At 66.1% G+C, this 17,114-nt stretch carries 14 protein-coding genes; 2 read left to right on the top strand and 12 right to left on the bottom strand.

Annotation, left to right across the window (positions count from 1 at the left end):
- Positions 1 to 7 precede the first annotated feature (7 nt).
- From O0882_RS13870 to O0882_RS13905, 8 genes are all read right to left on the bottom strand, one after another.
- Complete coding sequence (locus tag O0882_RS13870) at positions 8 to 1,750, bottom strand: ABC transporter ATP-binding protein (protein ID WP_289948823.1); 1,743 nt, start codon at positions 1,748 to 1,750, stop codon at positions 8 to 10.
- A complete protein-coding gene (locus O0882_RS13875) occupies positions 1,747 to 3,483 on the bottom strand; it encodes an ABC transporter ATP-binding protein (RefSeq protein WP_289948825.1) in 1,737 nt (578 codons plus the stop codon). Before O0882_RS13875 ends, O0882_RS13870 begins: the two co-directional genes overlap by 4 nt.
- Entirely contained in the window at positions 3,480 to 4,265 is a 786-nt protein-coding gene (locus O0882_RS13880; protein ID WP_289948827.1) for an ABC transporter ATP-binding protein, read from the bottom strand. The genes O0882_RS13875 and O0882_RS13880 overlap by 4 nt, the downstream gene beginning before the upstream one ends.
- Positions 4,262 to 5,254 carry an iron ABC transporter permease gene (locus tag O0882_RS13885; protein ID WP_289949203.1) on the bottom strand — a complete coding sequence of 331 codons (993 nt, stop codon included), beginning with the start codon at positions 5,252 to 5,254 and terminating at the stop codon, positions 4,262 to 4,264. The genes O0882_RS13880 and O0882_RS13885 overlap by 4 nt, the downstream gene beginning before the upstream one ends.
- A 74-nt stretch (positions 5,255 to 5,328) precedes the next feature.
- Positions 5,329 to 6,453: an ABC transporter substrate-binding protein gene (locus tag O0882_RS13890; RefSeq protein ID WP_289948829.1), complete on the bottom strand. Its 1,125-nt coding sequence runs from the start codon at positions 6,451 to 6,453 to the stop codon at positions 5,329 to 5,331.
- Between the two features lie 4 nt (positions 6,454 to 6,457).
- A complete protein-coding gene (locus tag O0882_RS13895) occupies positions 6,458 to 8,617 on the bottom strand; it encodes a TonB-dependent siderophore receptor (protein ID WP_289948832.1) in 2,160 nt (719 codons plus the stop codon).
- 293 nt (positions 8,618 to 8,910) lie between these two features.
- Entirely contained in the window at positions 8,911 to 9,771 is an 861-nt protein-coding gene (locus O0882_RS13900) for an AraC family transcriptional regulator (RefSeq protein WP_289948834.1), read from the bottom strand.
- Positions 9,772 to 9,808: 37 nt separating this feature from the next.
- Positions 9,809 to 10,729 (bottom strand): LysR family transcriptional regulator, encoded by a 921-nt coding sequence (locus tag O0882_RS13905; protein ID WP_289948835.1) that lies wholly within the window; start codon positions 10,727 to 10,729, stop codon positions 9,809 to 9,811.
- Between the two features lie 120 nt (positions 10,730 to 10,849).
- Here O0882_RS13905 and O0882_RS13910 point away from each other — a divergent pair, with 120 nt between their 5' ends.
- Together O0882_RS13910 and O0882_RS13915 are read left to right on the top strand one after the other, a co-directional pair.
- Positions 10,850 to 11,836, top strand: a complete 987-nt coding sequence (locus tag O0882_RS13910; protein ID WP_289948837.1) for a zinc-dependent alcohol dehydrogenase family protein — start codon at positions 10,850 to 10,852, stop codon at positions 11,834 to 11,836.
- 73 nt (positions 11,837 to 11,909) lie between these two features.
- Positions 11,910 to 12,233 carry a tetratricopeptide repeat protein gene (locus O0882_RS13915; RefSeq protein ID WP_289948839.1) on the top strand — a complete coding sequence of 108 codons (324 nt, stop codon included), beginning with the start codon at positions 11,910 to 11,912 and terminating at the stop codon, positions 12,231 to 12,233.
- Positions 12,234 to 12,239: 6 nt separating this feature from the next.
- Here O0882_RS13915 and bla read toward each other — a convergent pair whose 3' ends face one another.
- From bla to O0882_RS13935, 4 genes are all read right to left on the bottom strand, one after another.
- On the bottom strand, positions 12,240 to 13,175 hold the full coding sequence (gene bla, locus O0882_RS13920; protein ID WP_289948840.1) for a subclass B3 metallo-beta-lactamase: 936 nt from the start codon (positions 13,173 to 13,175) through the stop codon (positions 12,240 to 12,242).
- 58 nt (positions 13,176 to 13,233) lie between these two features.
- The gene (locus O0882_RS13925) at positions 13,234 to 14,997 is read right to left on the bottom strand and encodes a M56 family metallopeptidase (protein WP_289948841.1); all 1,764 of its coding nucleotides are present in this window, start codon (positions 14,995 to 14,997) and stop codon (positions 13,234 to 13,236) included.
- A complete protein-coding gene (locus O0882_RS13930) occupies positions 14,994 to 15,386 on the bottom strand; it encodes a BlaI/MecI/CopY family transcriptional regulator (RefSeq protein ID WP_289948842.1) in 393 nt (130 codons plus the stop codon). The genes O0882_RS13925 and O0882_RS13930 overlap by 4 nt, the downstream gene beginning before the upstream one ends.
- Positions 15,387 to 15,573: 187 nt before the next feature.
- Entirely contained in the window at positions 15,574 to 17,064 is a 1,491-nt protein-coding gene (locus O0882_RS13935; RefSeq protein WP_289948843.1) for a hypothetical protein, read from the bottom strand.
- Positions 17,065 to 17,114: the final 50 nt, after the last annotated feature.

Below are 17,114 nucleotides of genomic sequence, written 5' to 3' on the forward strand. Positions count from 1 at the left end.
TAAAAACCTATACTCCAAGATGCCATCCCCGTGCCTGGCCCGCCTGGCGCTGCATGCCGCTGTACACGCCGCCCTGCCGCAGCAATTGCGCATGCGTGCCCCGTTCGACGATGCGCCCCGATTGCATCACCAGAATCTGGTCTGCCTGCGCGGCAATCGCCAGCCGATGCGTGGCGACCACCACGGCATGGGTACGCGCCAGGTCAGCCAGGGTGGCGATGGCACGCCGTTCGCTGATGGCGTCAAGCGCCGACAGTGGTTCGTCGAACAGCATCAGCGGCGCGGGTTTCAACAACGCGCGGGCGAACGCCAGCCGCTGGCGCTCGCCACCCGACAAAGTCCAGCCGCCTTCGCCTACCACCGTGTCCAGGCCCTGCGGCAAGGACTGCGCCAGCGATGCCAGACCGGCCGCCGACAAGGCCGCCAGCAGATCCTGTGCCACGATCTGCCGGCCCAGGCTCAGATTGTCGCGCAAGCTGGCCGGCAGCAGCCACGTATGCTGGAACATCGGTGTCGCCAGTTTGGCCAGCGCGGCGTCGTCATTGGTGCGCATATCGACGCCGCCGGCCAGCAGCACGCCGCTATCGGGATCCAGCTGGCGGCACAACAATTGCAACAAGGTCGTCTTGCCCGAGCCGGAAGCACCCACCAGCACCGTCAGGGAACGCTGAGCAATCTCCAGCGAGACGGCATCGACGATGGGGCGTCCGTCGCGCCGCACGCAGACATGGCGCGCCTCGACGGCCGGCGCTCCCTGCTCCGGCACACGGCCGGGCAAGGCCAGCACGGGCAATTCCCGCTGCGCCAGCACGCCATCAAACTGGCGCAGGGTGTGGGCCACCTGCTGCAGGGCGGCGCCCGTGTGCACGACGGCGGCCATCGCTTCGGCCAGCACGGTGGCGACGATCAATGTCGCCAGCAGCGCCGGCACATCCAGGGCGCCGGCCAACACCTGGCGCAAGCCGATGGCCAGCAAGAGTGCATACGCCAGCTGCGCCGCCACGGTAAAACCGAGGGCGGCGGGGAACAGCAAATGCTGGGAGCGCCGTTCCGCCTGGCGCTGTTGCATGAGCGACTGTTCCAGCATGGCGCTGCCCAGCTCGGACCGGCCCGTGGCGCGCAGCACGGGTTGCGCCGCGATATATTCCAGCACGCGGCCATTCGCTTCGGCGCTGCTGGCCGCCAGCGCCGTCTCGGCCCGGCTGCCGCAAGCCAGCGCCCAGCGATACACGAATAACAAGGGCGGCATGGCCAGCAGCAGCACCGCACCCAGGCGCCAGTCGATGGCCAGCCAGAGCAGTCCTACCACCAGCGGTGCCAGCACGGCATCGAACAGGGGCTGCAGCAAGTGCGCGGGCGCGCCCATCACGGCCATCACGCCGCCAGAGGCCAGCTGGCGCATATCGCCGGCGCGGCGCGGCGTGCACCAGGCCAGCGGCAGGCGCACGATTTTATCGGCCAGGCGCCGATGCAGCGCATGCGCGCAGTGGGCGCCGGCGGCATAGCCTTTCAATCGCGTGACATGGCGCAGCGCGGCGCTGGCCGTTACCGACAGCAGAAACAGTAGCAGCCATGTACCTTCCGATTGCCCCGGCTGCGGCGCCAGCCAGGCACGCAGCAGCGGCAGCAGCATGCACAGGGCCAGCGCACCCAGGACGCTGTTGGCCGCCATCAGCGCCAGCGCAAGGCGCAACTTGCCGGCGGCCGCGCCATCAAGCAGGCGCAACAGCAAACGCACGGTGGCGATCATGGCGCCACCTCGTCAACCCGGCTTTGCGCCGCCCACAGGGCCGCATACATGCCCCGCGCGGCCAGCAGCTGCGCATGCGTGCCGCGCTCGCCTATGCGTCCGCCATCGAGCAGTACAATCTGCTCGGCCTGCACGATGGTTTGCAGCCGGTGCGCCACCACCAGCACCGTGCGTCCCGCCAGCAAGGCCGACAGGCCAGCCTGCACCTGCGCTTCCGACTCGGGGTCGAGGGCTGCCATCGCCTCGTCCAGCACGACGATACGGGGATCGGCCAGCAGGGTGCGGGCGATCGCCAGGCGCTGCGCCTCGCCACCCGACAGCGCCAGGCCTTCGCCCAGCAAGGTGTCATACCCTTGCGGCAAGGCCGTGATGCGGGCATGGATGTGCGCGGCACGGGCCGCCGCTTCCACCTGGGCGTCGCTCGCCTGCGGCCGCCCCAGGCGGATGTTGTCGCGCGCGGACAGGCGCAGCACTTGCGTGTGCTGCAAGACAAACCCCACACGCGCATACAGCACGGCGGGATCGATCTGGCGCACGTCGACGCCGCCGATGCGCACGGCGCCGCCCGTCGCATCCCACAGGCGCGGCAACAGCATGGCCAGGGTCGACTTGCCGCCGCCCGACGGCCCCACCAGGGCTGTCACGCTGCCCGCAGGCAGGCATAAATCGATGCCGTGCAACACATCGATACCGCCCGGATAGGCAAAACGCAGCTGTTCAAAACGCACATCGTCGCCGGCCGGCAGCAACGGCGTCTGCGCCTGCGGCATGGGCGCCTCGGCCAGCAAGGCGCCGATCCTGCGCGCCGCCGCCAAGCCGCCCTTCAAGCCGTCGGCGCCGTGTCCCAGCGCGGCGACGGGCGCGCACAAGGCCATGCCCAGCAAGGCAAACGGCAGCATCTGCGCGGGCGCCATCGCCCAGGTTCGCGCGCCCAGCCAGGCGCCGCTCACGACAAAAGCCAGCACGACGGGCGGCGACAGCAGCACATCGACCAGCGCGCCCATGCCGCCCCAGCGCCGCACCCAGGCCAGAAACTGCCGCGCGTAGCGTCCGGCCACGGCATGGAAGCGTGCCTGCGGCAGCGTCTGCTGCGCATACGTCTTGAAGACGGCCATGCCCTGCACCAGTTCCACCATCGCCGCCGCCAATTCGCCGCCGGTGCGCTGCAACTGTGCCTGTCCCTCTCGGAAGGCTGGTGCGGCCATGCCCCGATAGCGCCACCAGGCCAGGGCTGGCGCGACCAGGGTGATGGCCGTCATGCGCCAGTCCGTCTGCAGCAGCCAGGCCAGGCATGCCACGGGCGCGACGACCACGGCGGCCAGGTCGGACGGCGCATGCGCCACCAGGCGGTGCAGCGCAGCCACGTCACGCTGCACGATTTCGTTGACCTTGGCCGCATTGCCGCCCGCGTACCAGCCCAGCGGCACTCTGGACAACTGGCGCGCCAGCCGCAGGCGCAACTGGCACTGCAAGTCCGCATCGGCCAGGTGCGTCAGGTGCAGGCCCAGCGCCGTCGTCAGTTGACGCAGGCACAGCGCCGCCAGTGCCAGCCACAGCATATTCCAGGCACGGCCGGCATCGGCATCCGATGCCAATAGCAAGGCGCCCAATTGCGCCATGGCGATGTACGGCAGCACGCCGCACAGGGCGGCCAGCGCCTGCAGCGCGCCAGCGCCCAGCAAACGGCCACGCACGGGGGCCAGCAAGGCCGATAAATCGCGCCAGTCGCTCACAATGTCCCCTCCACGCAGACGACGGCCGCCGTATCGAGCTGGCGTACCTTGGCGCGTACACGGTAGACGCGCGCGATCAGGGCGGCGTCAATCACAGCATGCGGCGCGCCCGACGCCGCCAGCACGCCATCGTGCAGCACCATCACCTGGTCGGCGCAGCCCAGCGCCAGGTTGATGTCGTGCAGGACGATGACGGTAATCAAAGCGTGTTCGCGCGTGGCGCGCCCAATCGCCTCGATCACCTGGAACTGGTGATACAGGTCCAGCGCGCTGGTGGGCTCGTCCAGCAGCAGCACCTTGGGCTGGCGCACCAGCGCCTGGGCCAGGCCCACCAGTTGGCGCTGGCCGCCCGACAGCGCCTCGACCTGGCGACTGGCCAGGGGCAGCAAGTCGAGGCGCGCCAGCACGGTCTCCACCCTGGCCACGGCCGCCGCATCGACCCTGGCGCCCAGCCAGCCTTCGCTGCGCCCCGCCATCGCGGCGCTGAGCACAGCCTCGAACACGCCCAGCCGCGTGCGCGAGGGCAGGCTTTGCGGCAGGTACACCATGCTCTGCGCGCGCCGGGCTTGCGGCCCGCAGGCCAGGTCCACGCCATCGAGCAGCACGGCGCCCTGCATCGATTGCAAGCCGGCGATGCCGCGCAACAGGGTCGACTTGCCGGCCCCGTTCGGGCCGATCAGGGCAGTCACGCTGCCCGGCAACAAGGGGGGCAGGCTGACGCCGCGTAGCACCTCGCGCCGTCCATACGCCACGCAGGCATTGCGCACCAGCAGGCCGTTCATGCCGCACCTCCCCGCTGGCGCATGACGATGAGCATGAAAAACGGGATGCCGACCAGCGCCGTGACGATGCCGACGGGGATCAGCACGCCATCGATCAGCGTCTTGCTGCAAATCGAGGCCAGCGACAGGATCAGCGCGCCGGCCAGCGCGGACGCGGGCAACAGCAGGCGGTGGTCCTCGCCCACCAGCAGGCGCGCGATATGCGGCGCCACCAGGCCGATGAAACCGATGGTACCGACAAAGGACACGGCCAGCGCCGACAGCAGGCTGATACGCAGCAGGGACAGCATGCGCAAGCGGCGCACATCGACGCCGAAGCTGCGCGCGCGGTCCTCGCCCATGGTCAGCGCCGTCATGGCCCAGCTGTCGCGCACGGCCCATGGCACGATCACGGCAAGCGCCGCGGCCAGGATGGCGATCTTGTCCCAGGAGGAGCGCGACAGGCTGCCCATGGTCCAGAACACCAGTTGCTGCAAGCTGTCCTGGCTGGCGACAAACTGCAGCAACGCCACCAGCGCATTGAAGGCAAACACCAGCGCAATGCCGAACAGCACCAGGCTTTCCACGCCGAAGCCGCGCCAGCGCGTCAGCAGGTGCAGCAGGCCGACGGACGCAAACGCGAACAGGAAGGCATTCGCCGACACCAGGTACTGGGGCGGCACCCCGGGCAAGCTCCAGTTCAGGACGATGGCCAGCGCGGCGCCGAACGAGGCGGCGGCCGACACGCCGAGGGTGAACGGGCTGGCCAGCGGATTGACGAGGATGGTCTGCATCTCGGCGCCCGCCAGCGCCAGCGCGGCGCCCACCAGCACGGCCATCAGCGCATATGGCAGGCGCACATCCCACACGATGACCTGCTCCATGCGCGGCACGCCATCGCTCTGCAGCAGCACCTGGAACAGGCGCGACATGCCCATGCCGGACGGCCCCGTGGCGATATCGACCGCCAGCGAGACGGCCAGCGCGCACAGCAGCGCGCCCACCAGCATGACGCGGCGCACGTGGCGCTGGCGGTACGCCCTGCCCGCCGCCATGGCAGGCAGCGCCTGTGTCAGCACGGCGCTCACGGCTGCATGTCCACGAACAGCACGCCCGTGGCGGGAATCGGCATGAAACGGCGATACATTTCCAGGCGCGTGCGGGCCGGGTCCAGGTCCGCAAACAGCGCCGGATGCAGCCACTTGGCCAGCGCCTGCACGGCCACCAGGTGTTCGGGCGAGTCGTAGAACACATGCCACAGACCGTGCGCACGCCTGCCATTTTTTTCGCGCACGGCGCTCAGCTGGGCCGTTTCCGTGCGCGAGGCCACGGCGCGCAAGCTGCCGCGCGCCTGCGCCAGGGTGGCCTGGTAACCGAGGGTCACGCCCCCCTGTCCGCTGGCGAACACGCCCGTCGCCACATACACGTCGGGATCGCGCGACAGGATGTATTCCGGGTTCAGGGTGCCGATGGGGCCGGGGATCTTGCCGGCGCCGATATTCTCGCCACCGGCCAGGGCGATCATCTCGCCGAAATTGCCCGTGCCGGGAGAGCCGCAACAGCCTTGCAAGCCCGCCAGCATGTCGACAAAGATGCTGGGGCGGCGAAAGCCGGGCCGGGCCTGCGCCGCTTGCACGGCGCGCGCAACTTTACCCACCTGCTCTTCGTAAAAGGCGATGAAGGCGGCGGCCCGCGTCTGGCGGTCCAGCGCCTTGCCCATCAGGCGCATGCTGGGCACGGTATTTGCCAGCGGATGGTTGCTGAAGTCGACAAAGATCACGGGCACGCCGGCCGCTTCCAGCTGGCGCACGGCGTCACTGCCCGGCGCGGGGCCGTGGCCGCCCGACAGGGCCAGGATGGCCAGGTCGGGCCGCAGGGACAGGGCTTTTTCCACGCTGAAACTGTCGGCCGAGGTGGCGCCCACCAGGGGCACCTGCTCCGCTTGCGGAAAGACCTTGCGGTAGGCCGCGTAGCCCTGCACATCCAGGTGGCGGAAATCGCCCTGCCAGCCCGCCAGGCGGGCAAAGGGATTTTTTCCTTCCAACATGGACAAGGTGTAGATCAGGCGACCTTCACCCAGCACGATGCGCCGCACCTGGTCGGGTACGTTCACCGTGCGTCCCGCCAGATCGGTGACGGTGACGGCCTCAACTGTCAAACTGGTGCAGGTCAGCAACGCGGCGGCCAGCGCGGATAAAATTTTCCTCATGGCATCACCACGCATGCTTGACGGTCAGCAGCAAGCGGCGCGCATCGCCCGTGCTGCAATTGCTCGATGAACAACTGTCGTAGTAATGCTTGTTGCTCAGATTCGTCACGTTCAGCGCCAGCTGCGTGCCCCTCAGGGACGGCGACAGCCGCAGCAGATCCAGGTCCAGCGCCAGGTCCGTCAGCAGGTAGGACGGCACGTCGATACGGTTGGCGGAGTCGGCCTTGGTGGCGCCCGTGTAGCGCAAGCCCAGGCCGATGCCCAGTCCCGCCAGCGGGCCTTGCACCAGTTTGTACTTGCCCCATACGCTGGCCATGGTCTCCGGCATGCCGACGGGACGCTTGCCCACTTCATTGACGTTATTGCTTTTACTCACTTCCAGGCGGTTCCACGTGACGTTGGCCGCCACGTTGAAATTGCGCGTGAGATTGGCCAGCGCATCGAGTTCCACGCCATGCGATTTGATTTCGCCCGTCTGCAAACGGTTCAGCGAATTGTTCGGATCCAGGGTCTGCACGTTTTCCTGGCGCAGGTCAAACACGGAGGCCGTGAAAAATCCGTCGAAACCGGGCGGCTGGTATTTCACGCCCACTTCCGCCTGCTTGCCCTTGGTGGGGTCGTAGGATTTGCCATAGAAATCGTTGCCCAGCACGGGGTTGAACGAGGTCATCAGGCTGACGTAAGGTGCCAGGCCATTCTCGGCCAGATAGACGGCGCCCGCCTTCCACGTCAGCGCATCATCCTTTTGCGACGGCGGCGTGACGCCGTCCAGGCGGTCGCGCGTGGACGTGTCCGACCAATCCTTGCGCACGCCCGCGCTGAGCACCCATTGCCGCGCCAGCTTGATCTGTTGCTGCGCGTACAGGCCGTACTGGTCCGAGCTTTGCACGGTGCTGGCGTAGCGCTCGGGCGTGGGCAGCATATGGCCCAGGTAGACGGGCTGATACATATCGATCTCGGCGCCGGCCGGACCGCCATTGAGCACATAATCTTCTTTCGTGTGACGGTAGTCGAGGCCCACCAGGGTTTCGAATTCGGCACCGCCTCTGCGCCAGCTGGCCTTGGCATTGTTATCCAGCGACCAGCTCTCGCCATCGATATCGAAGAAATAGGGTGTGCGGCGCAAGGTGCGCTGGTCGGCCAGCAGGCGGCCCTGGATGGTTTCCGTGATCAGGTTGACCCGCCCGTAGCGGGCCTTGGAATGCACGCTCCACACGTCGTCGATACGGTGCTCCAGCAGATAGGCGAGCGAATATTGCACGCGGTGATTGTCCAGGCCCTTTTCATTGAGCATCTGGTTGTAGGGAAGGCGGCCATGGCGGTTCGGCAACAGGGTACCCTGGATGGGCGCCACCACGGCGGGCGGACCGAACTTGTCGCGCGTGTAGTCGGCCAGCAAGGTCAGGCTGGTGGCCGCGCTGGGGCGCCAGGCAAGGGCGGGCGCAATATACACCTTATCGTCCGGCACGCCGGTGAACTGGGAACCGCTATCGCGCAGCAAGCCCGTCATGCGGTAAGCCCAGTCGCCGCCCTCGCCCATGGGGCCACTCACATCGCCCTGCACCTGCTTGCGGTGGAAGTTGCCCGTCTGCAATTGCAGTTCGCGGTAGGGCTGGAACAGCGGCTGCTTGCTGATCTGGTTGACGATGCCGCCCGGCGAATTCTGGCCATACAGCACGGAACTGGGTCCCCGCAACACTTCCACCGCTTCCAGGCCATACGGCTCGACCTTGGGCCAGGCTTGCACGGTGGTGCCGCGCAAGCCGTCGCGCAGCATGCCGTTGCTGCCCACGTCGAAGCCGCGGATCTTGACGTTATCGAAACGATCATAGCGCTGCGAAGCGGCCATCGACGGACTGGCCAGCACGCCGGCCGAATACCGCAGCGCCTCGCCGACGGACTGGATGCCCTGCGCATCCATCTGGTCGCGCGTGATGACGGAAACGGAAGCGGGCGTTTCGATCAGCGCCGTATCGGTCTTGCTCGACGTCGTGCTTTGCGTGGCGATTTTCAGGCGCTGCGCTTCGATCGTCACGCCCTGCATGGCTTGCGGCGCATCAGGCGCTTCGGCGGCATAGGCGGCGCGGCAAGCCAGGACCAGCACAAGGGGAAGGGGAACGGCGCGCACAAGGCGCGGCAAACGGTGGGACTGCGAACGTGACATACGGTAAATCCTTCCAGGCTTTAAATGAGAATGAATATCATTCATCATAGAATCTGGAAGCACCGGCTGCTTTCGTTATCGGGCCTTCGCCTTACGAAAGACGGAAAAGATGCAGCCGGCTAAGTAATCCTCGGGAAATTAGTGTGAATTTATGACGAACAGAACCGGATGCTATGCAAGGCGCTCGCTGCGACGCAGTGCGGGCACTGCTAGCAGTGAGCAACGCCTCGTCGGCCACCTTGCAGAGCGCCGGTTATGGCAGTCAGAAATCACAATAATTTATTGGGGGTTACTTAGGCGCGCGCCAGCTGGCTGGGCGGCATGCCGAAACGCTTGCGAAACAAGGTGGAGAAATGCGGAATGGCATAGCCGACAAAACACGCCACCTGCGTCACCGTATAGCCGCCCGCGCTGAGCATGCGATAGGCTTCCTGCAGACGATAATCCTGCACATACTCGAACACGCTGACGCCAAACAGCTGGCGAAAGCCGGCCGTCAGCTTCTTCACGTTCAAGCCGCTTAATCTGGCTATTTCAGGCAAACCCAGCGGTTGCTGGAAATGCTGCTCGGCCAGCTCGCGCGCCTGCTGCAGGCGCTCGATTTCGAAGGCGCTCAAGTCGGCGCCGCCAGCGCCGCCGCGCGACCGTCCCAGTACCCGGTCGCTGGCCACGGCCGCCATCTCCAGCGCCTTGCCCGCCATGTACATGTCGCGCACGGCGCCGTCGAAGGGGCACATCAGGATCTGCGTGGCGATGGCCCGCAGGGCCGGCGTGAGCGCCTGGCGCATCACCAGCACGCCATCACGGTGCAGCTGCTGGCCGCCCGTGACGGCCAGGCGTTCCAGGTCGAAGCCGCTGCGCTGCGCATGGCCCGCGTCGAGTCCCACTTTCACGTAGCGCTGCAAGGTATTCGCTTCAAAGCGGTCGCAGCCTTCGTGGCGGCCCCGCGCCAGCACCAGGTAGACGCCCGCATCGGTAATGGCGAACGGCGCGCGGCCATCCACGCTGCCGCTCAGCTTGCCATTCAGCGAGACGATGACTTGCAAGCCCTCGAACACGGGCGTATTGACGGTGACGGGAGTGGGCGACAGCACGCAACCGGCCGACAAGGTCAGTTCGGAAGACAGTTGCCGCGTCCAGGCAGTCGATACCACGCCATGCTCCATATGAGAATAATTCTCATTTATATTATCATAATGCGGCCTGGATGGCGTGCTGGCCGTGAAAAACCTGCGCCAGAAAATCCACGAACACTTGCACCTTGGCCGCACGCAGCTGGCGCGGGTGAAACAACGCCCACACGTCGGGGCCGGCCGTGCGAAATGGCTGCAGCACGGGCACCAGGCTGCCCTCACGCAAGGGCTGCAACACGGAGACGGACAGCGCCTGCACGATGCCGCAGCCGGCCTGCGCGGCGGCGATCATCGATTCGATATGGTCGAAGGCCAAGGCAGCAGGCGGCGTGTGCGCATACGGCTCGCCCGCGACCCCGTCCTGGAACAGCCAGGGCCGCACCAGGCGCGATTTCGGGTACAGGAAATGCAGGCAGGAAAATTGTTCCAGTTCCTGCGGCGTGCGCGGCATGCCATGCCGGGCGACAAAGGCGGGCGCGGCGCAACACAGGTAATCCATGCGCAGCAGGCTGCGCGCCACCAGCGACGAATCCTGCGGTTCGCCGATGCGCAGCATCACGTCGATGCCCTCTTCCACCATGTCGAGCAGGCGGTCGCTGACCGTCAGGCGCAGGGCGATGTCGGGATAGGCGGCGATAAAGCGGGGCAAGGCGGGCGCCACCAGGTTGCGGCTGATGCTGCTGGGCATATCCACGCGCAAGCTGCCCGATGGTTTTCCGGCCGCTTGTTCAAGGCTGGACTCCAGCGCCGCCATATCGGCCAGCACCTGGCGCGCCTGCGCATGGCACTGCTGGCCTTCGGCCGTGAGCGACATGCTGCGCGTGGTGCGCTGCAAGAGCCGCACGCCGAAATGCTTTTCCAGCGCCGCCACCTGGTTCGTCACGGAAGACGTGGAAATGCCCAGGCGCTGCGCCGCCTTGCTGAAACCGCCCGCCTCGACCACCGCGCAAAACACCTGCATTGCTTCCAGCCTGTCCATGTATTTCCCTTCTGTTTGCCAACGATTATCCACGATACTGAAATAGTGCATCGCGCCGCGCCCCGTTTTTCTTTGCACGCCGTCCGCCTAGACTGGGGCATCAACCCAATGGAGAACCCCATGCAAGCCCTCGTCCTGACTACCTTTACCGCCCCCATGACCATCGAGCACCTGCCCGTGCCACAGCCCGGCCCCGGGCAAGTCCTCGTGCGCATCGCCGCCAGCGGCGTCAATCCGCTCGACACGAAAATCGCCGCCGGGGCCGCCCCGCACGCCCGGCCCCGCCTGCCCGCCATCCTCGGCATCGACGTGGCCGGTACGGTGGCGGCCGTGGGCGATGGCGTGACGACTTTTCACATCGGCGCAACAGTGTATGGCATGGCGGGCGGCATAGCCGGCATCCAGGGCTCGCTGGCCGAATACGGCGTCTTCGACGCCGGCCTGCTGGCGCCCGTGCCGCCAGGACTGAGCCTGCGCGAGGCGGCCGCCCTGCCCCTCGTCTTCATCACGGCCTGGGAAGGGCTGGTGGACCGTGCCCACGTGCAGGCGGGCGACAGAGTGCTCGTGCATGGCGGCGCGGGCGGCGTGGGCCACATGGCAGTGCAGCTCGCCATCGCCCTTGGCGCCAGGGTGTATGCCACGGGTAGCGCCGCCAGCCGCGCTGTCATCGAGGCGCTGGGCGCGCGCTTCATCGATTACCGCACCAGCACGGTGGACGACTACGTAGCCGAACATACGGGCGGCGCCGGCTTCGACATCGTCTACGACACGGTGGGCGGCGCCACCCTGGACGCCAGCTTCCAGGCGGCAAGAATCTATGGTGGCCACGTCGTCAGCTGCCTGGGCTGGGGCACGTTCGCCCTGAGCCCGCTGACGGCGCGCGCGGCCAGCTATTCGGGCGTGTTTACCCTGCTGCCGCTGTTGAGCGGCGAGGGCCATGCGCGCCATGGCGCGATCTTGCGCGAAGCCAACAAGTTAATAGACGCGGGCAAGCTGCAGGTACGGCTCGACCCACGCCGTTTTACCTTGCTCACGGCGCACGAGGCGCATGTGGCACAGATGGACGGCAGCGCGCGCGGCAAGCTGGTGGTGGAGGTGCAGGACTGAACGCGGGCTTGTTTCCCGCGTAATGAAGCGTTAATATGCAAGAATATACTTGTATATCAAGATGAGGCCGGGAATGCGTGAAAAACTGGAAAAACTGCTGGCGCAGGGACGCGACAGCGCCCTGCTGCGCTTTGGCCTGGGAGATGCCTGCCTGAAAGAACATGACGCCGAGCAAGCCGCCCTGCATCTGGCGCAGGCGACGCAACAGCAAACGGGCTATTCCGCCGCCTGGAAACTGCTGGGCAAGGCCTTGCACCAGCTGGGACGGCTGGAGGAAGCCCAGGCCGCCTGGACGACGGGCGTCACAGTAGCCCAGCAGCAAGGCGACTTGCAAGCCGTCAAGGAAATGACGGTGTTCCTGAAACGCCTGCAAAAACAGCAGCAGGCGGCCGAGTAAAACCGTTTAATGCGCGTGCGCCGCGCCCCGCTCTTTCGCCAGGCGCTTGGCCAGCAAGCCGCCCGCTTCCGCCGCATAGGCGCGGCAGGCGTTGGCGTCGATCAAGGGATTGTCCGTGCCGCTGCGCTTGGCCGCCTTGCCCAGCACGTCCGTCGTGCCCGGATGCACGGGGATGATGATGTCGCATGGCAAGGCGGCCACCTTGGCAATGCTCGCTTCGAACGAGGCCGAAACGTCAGGTGAGCCACCCTTGCCCGCGCCTTTGCCCGTATAGCGGAAATCACCGCTGGCATACGGGTTCAGGCTGTCCGCATACACCACATCCAGGCAGCGCTGGCCTTCGCACGAGGTCCAGGTCCACGTCGTGCCGCCGGGCGTGTGGCCCGGCGTCATGTGGGCCGTCAGCACCAATGGGCCCACCTTGACGGTATCGCCCTCGCCCACCACCTTGACCTTGGCCACTTTCGCGACATGCACGACGGGATCGGCCTGGTACTGCGGATCATCCTTGCCATTCGTGCCGCTTTGCAGCCCCAGCGCGCCTGAGGCGCTGGCCACCACCGTGGCGCCGCTGGCCCGTTGCAGCGCGGCGATGCCGCCCGCATGGTCCCAGTGCGCATGCGAATTGAGAATATATTTCACATCCTCGATGCGAAAGCCCAGCGCCTTGATGTTTTCCACGATCAGGGGTGCCGATTGCGGCAGCGCGCCGTCGAGCAGGATATGGCCCTGCGGACTCGTCACCAGCACGGCGGACAGGCCGGCTGTGCCCACATACCAGCTATTGCCATGGATATTGAATGGTTTGACGGGCGCATTCCATTCCTTGCAACTGTCGCAATCGACAGGTGGATTCTGTATCGGTGCGGGCGTCTTCGCCTGCACCGTGCCTGCCGCCATGGTCGCAACCGTAGCCAGCATCAACTTCGCCAATAGTGTCATCTTCATCTCCAGAGTGTAAAAAGAAGGGCGCCCACACTGGCGCGCCCTGGGGGGGGTATCAATGCATGTGGCCAGTCCTGTCGGCCAGGGTGTCGCGGATGTGGCCGGCGTCGAGCGAGCGCCGCTGCGCGCCGTCGGCGTCCAGCAGCACCACGGTGACGTGCTTGCCGCCGCTGCGCATGCGCATGGTCAGGCAGCTGCCGGCCTCATTGCTGCTGCCCGTCTTGGACAGCAAAATGTCCCAGCCCTTGCCGCCCACCAGCGGGTTGGTATTGTGCAGGGTGCGCGTCTGGCCATTCACGGCCACGCTGGCTTGCGGGTGGCTGGTGATGCGCGCGATGTCCGGGTAGCGCGCGGCCGCCGCCACGATCTTCGCCACCTCGCTGGCCGTGGAGGTATTTGCCGGCGAACTGCCGACGGGGTCCGTCAGGGTGGTGCGCATCAAGCCCAGGCTGCGGATCTTCGCCTGCAATGCCTGCTGAAACGCCGCGTTGCCACCGGGATAGGTGCGCGCCAGCGCGGCGGCGGCGCGGTTTTCGGACGGCAGCAGCGCCAGTTGCAACAGTGCGCCGCGCGACACGGCCACGCCATCGGCCAGCAGGCTGTGGCGCTGCAAGGACGAGCCGCCATCGGCGCGCACGATGCGCAGCTGTTCGTCGGGGTCGAGGGCCGCATCGAGCACCACCATGGCCGTCATCAGCTTGGTGATCGAGGCGATGGGCACGACGGCGTCCGCATCTTTCGCCATCAGCACCTGGCCCGTGCTGTCGTCAAATACCAGCATGTGTTTCGCGCTGACGGGCAAGTCCAGCATCGCGACGGCGGCCTCGGCCAGGGTCGCCCCGCTGACGGCGGGCTTGCCCTGCACCTGCAACAGCAGGGTGGCGCAGGCCAGCAGCAACGCGGGCACGGCCAGTTTCCAGCCGGCCGTATCTAGCCTGGGCGCCATCAGGCGTTCGATGCGCGTCAGCAGCGCCCCGCCCCGGGCCGACATCAGCAAACCGGAATGCTGCGGCACAGCCGTGTGCAGGGACAGGGCATGCAGGGCTGTGGCCAATTGCTGCGGGTCTTGCAGCGCTTGCACAGCCAGCGCGTCGGCCACCTGTTCCCGTTCGGCCCGCATGCGCGCCGACAGCCACCAGACGACGGGGTGAAAAAACAGCAGCGCCTCGGCCACACTTTGCAACAGATTGACCAGGTAATCCCAGCGCCGCACGTGCGCCAGTTCATGCGCCAGCAGTGCTTCGAGCAAGGCGACGGGCATGCCGCTCAGCAAGGCGGCCGGCAGCAGGATGACGGGGCGCCAGAAGCCCACGGTCACGGGGCTGACCAGCCCGGCATGCAGCTTCAGCGGCACTTGCCGACTGCGGTGCAAGCCCATGCGCAGCGCCAGCGCATCGAGGCGCGCCTGCCAGATGGCCGGGGCCGTGACTGCCTGACGGCGCAGCCTGCCGACCCAGGCCAGGCCCAGGCAGAGGCGCAAGCTCATCAGGCCAACACCGGCGCTCCAGGCCAGCACCAGGGCCGGCATCCACGCTTGCAGCGCGGCGCGCCAAGCGGGCGGCGCAGCCATCGGCAGCTGGGCCAGTGAAGTGCCGGACAACAGAGACAGCAGATGGACGGTGGGAATGCATAGGCACAGCAGCAGCGCCAGCGCGCAGACGGCATAGCGCCAGCGCGCGCTGGCGTGGCGCAGCAGCCAGAGCAGTACGGCGGAGATGGCGCCGACGATCACGCCCTGCCAGATGAAATACAGCAAGACCCAGCCCAGCGCCGGGACAAAGTTGCCCAACTCTATGCCCAAGCGCATATCCACGTTCATGGCACCTTGCCATCCTTGCTGCGCAAGATCTTTTCAATTTCCAGGCGCTCCGCATCGCTCACGTGCTCGCGCAGCGCCGTCAGCACCAGCGCCTTGCCGGAACCGGAAAACACCTTGCCGATCAGATCCTTGAGCAAGCTGGTCTGTAACTTTTCCTGCGCGTCGACGGCCGCATACAGCTGCGGCCGCTGACTTTCATCGCGGCTCAGCAGACCCTTGCCATGCATCAGCTGCAACTGGCGCAGCACGGTGGCGTAGCTGGCATCGGCACGCTCTTCGACCAGGGCGTCGTACACGGCGCGCGCGTCGGACGGACCGCGCCGCCACAGGATGCGCAGCAAGTCCAGTTCGGCGGCCGTGGGATGGGGAGTGGAGGTATTTTTTAACATGCCGCTAGAATACCTGCTCTAGAACTTCATGTCTAGAACTTTTTTTCTAGCGAATGAAAAGACTAAGAGTGCCCAACAGAACCGTAGCGAGCGGCAGTGAGTTGTGGCTGAGAAGCGCAGCTGTGCGAATGCACAGTGAGCATCGGAGGCCGCAAATCGCGACGCGCAGTAGGTTATGTTAGGCGCTCTAAAATTCGCGCAAGCGGTCGAACAAGTCCAGCAAGGCAGCCTCATCGACGAGTACCGCCCCCTGCCCGTCCAGTTGCTGCCGCAGCTGGGCCAGCAGCTCGGCCAGCACCGTATAGATTTCCTCGCGCTCGACCGTCTCGATGATGCTCGTCCGCCGCTCGATCTTGTTGAATTCCTGGACATAGACGGTGACCATCGCCTCCAGCGCGGCGGCGGCCGCCGTCGCCTCCATGGCGGCATCGATGCTGCGCGTCACGGCCAGCATGTTCTTGTAGGCCTGCGCCGCCTTTTTCGCATACGCGGGGGAAATATGCTCGCGGCCATCCCAGTCGCGGAACGGGTTGAGCAGATTTTCCGCCAGCCATTCCGGCTTGCGCGCCTTGGTCACCGATAAGTCCAGTCCCAGCGCCGCCGCTTTCTTGTAGCCGGCCTTGATGGCCTTGGCGGCGTCGGCGGGCAAGCTGGTCAGCCACAGGGCCGACAGCTTCGGCAATTGCGTGGCCGATGGAAACTCCTCCGCCGTGTAAGCAAACAGGTCACAGGCGGTGAACATCCGCAGCTGAGCCAATTGCGCAAGGCTGGCCATCTGCGACGCCAGTCCCGGCTTGCCCCAGATGCGCAAGGCCGTCAGGTGAGGAAAGCGCTGCGCCACTTGCGCCAGATCGACTTCTTTCATGCTGACCAGCGACAGGCCGCCCAGCTGGTCGAGACCGCGGAATGACGGCAGCGTCTGCTTGCACTGCAGTGTCAGATGGCGGCCATCGGCGCCATCCTTGATGCGCAGCGCCGGCGATGGCGCGCTGCGCAGCGAGAGAAGACCCAGGCCTTCGTTCAAGACCAGGCTGCTGACGCCATCGGGCTGCAGGATCAGGCGTTCCAGGCCGCTGCCGCTGAAATCGAGCGCATGCACCGTCGATGATTGCCAGTCCAGCTCATTAATGAAGGGATTGCCCTGGATAAACTCCATCAAGGCTGGCGTGCCATTGCTGGTCTCGATGGACATCAGGCAAGGCAGCTGCTCCAGTTCGGACAGGTCACCCAGCGCCTGCAAGACGCTGTCATTGATTTTCGTCGCGTCCTGGCGGAAGACGTGGCCGCCGAGCGTCACTTCACGCTCGCGCGATGCGGCCTTGAACTGCTGGCGCCGCAGCGGATCGATGCGCTCCCAGTTCCGCTGGCGCAGCACGCTGTCGCCCACGTTCCAGCCGCTGCGGTAGCTATTGACTTCCACGTCCACCAGCGGCGCGATATTGCCAACCAGGGTATGGCCAGGCGGCACGTTCGCCGAGGCATAGCAGTGATCGTGGCGCTTGTTCCAGAAGAAATAATCGCACAGCAGCGGCCGCATGGCTTGCACGGCGGCCGCATCGGGCAAGGCGTCACCGGTCCAATCCAGCTCCAGCACGGCAGCTAACGGCCTGGACGATGAAGCATCCTTGATGCGGGTGACCTGACAAGCCACGTACTGCTGCAACTCGGACGAAAACACACTGTAAACATCTCCAACATTCGGTAGCACACTACTTCCTTTCCAGAACA

This window comes from Janthinobacterium sp. SUN073 (genome assembly GCF_030397665.1).
Lineage (GTDB): Bacteria > Pseudomonadota > Gammaproteobacteria > Burkholderiales > Burkholderiaceae_D > Janthinobacterium.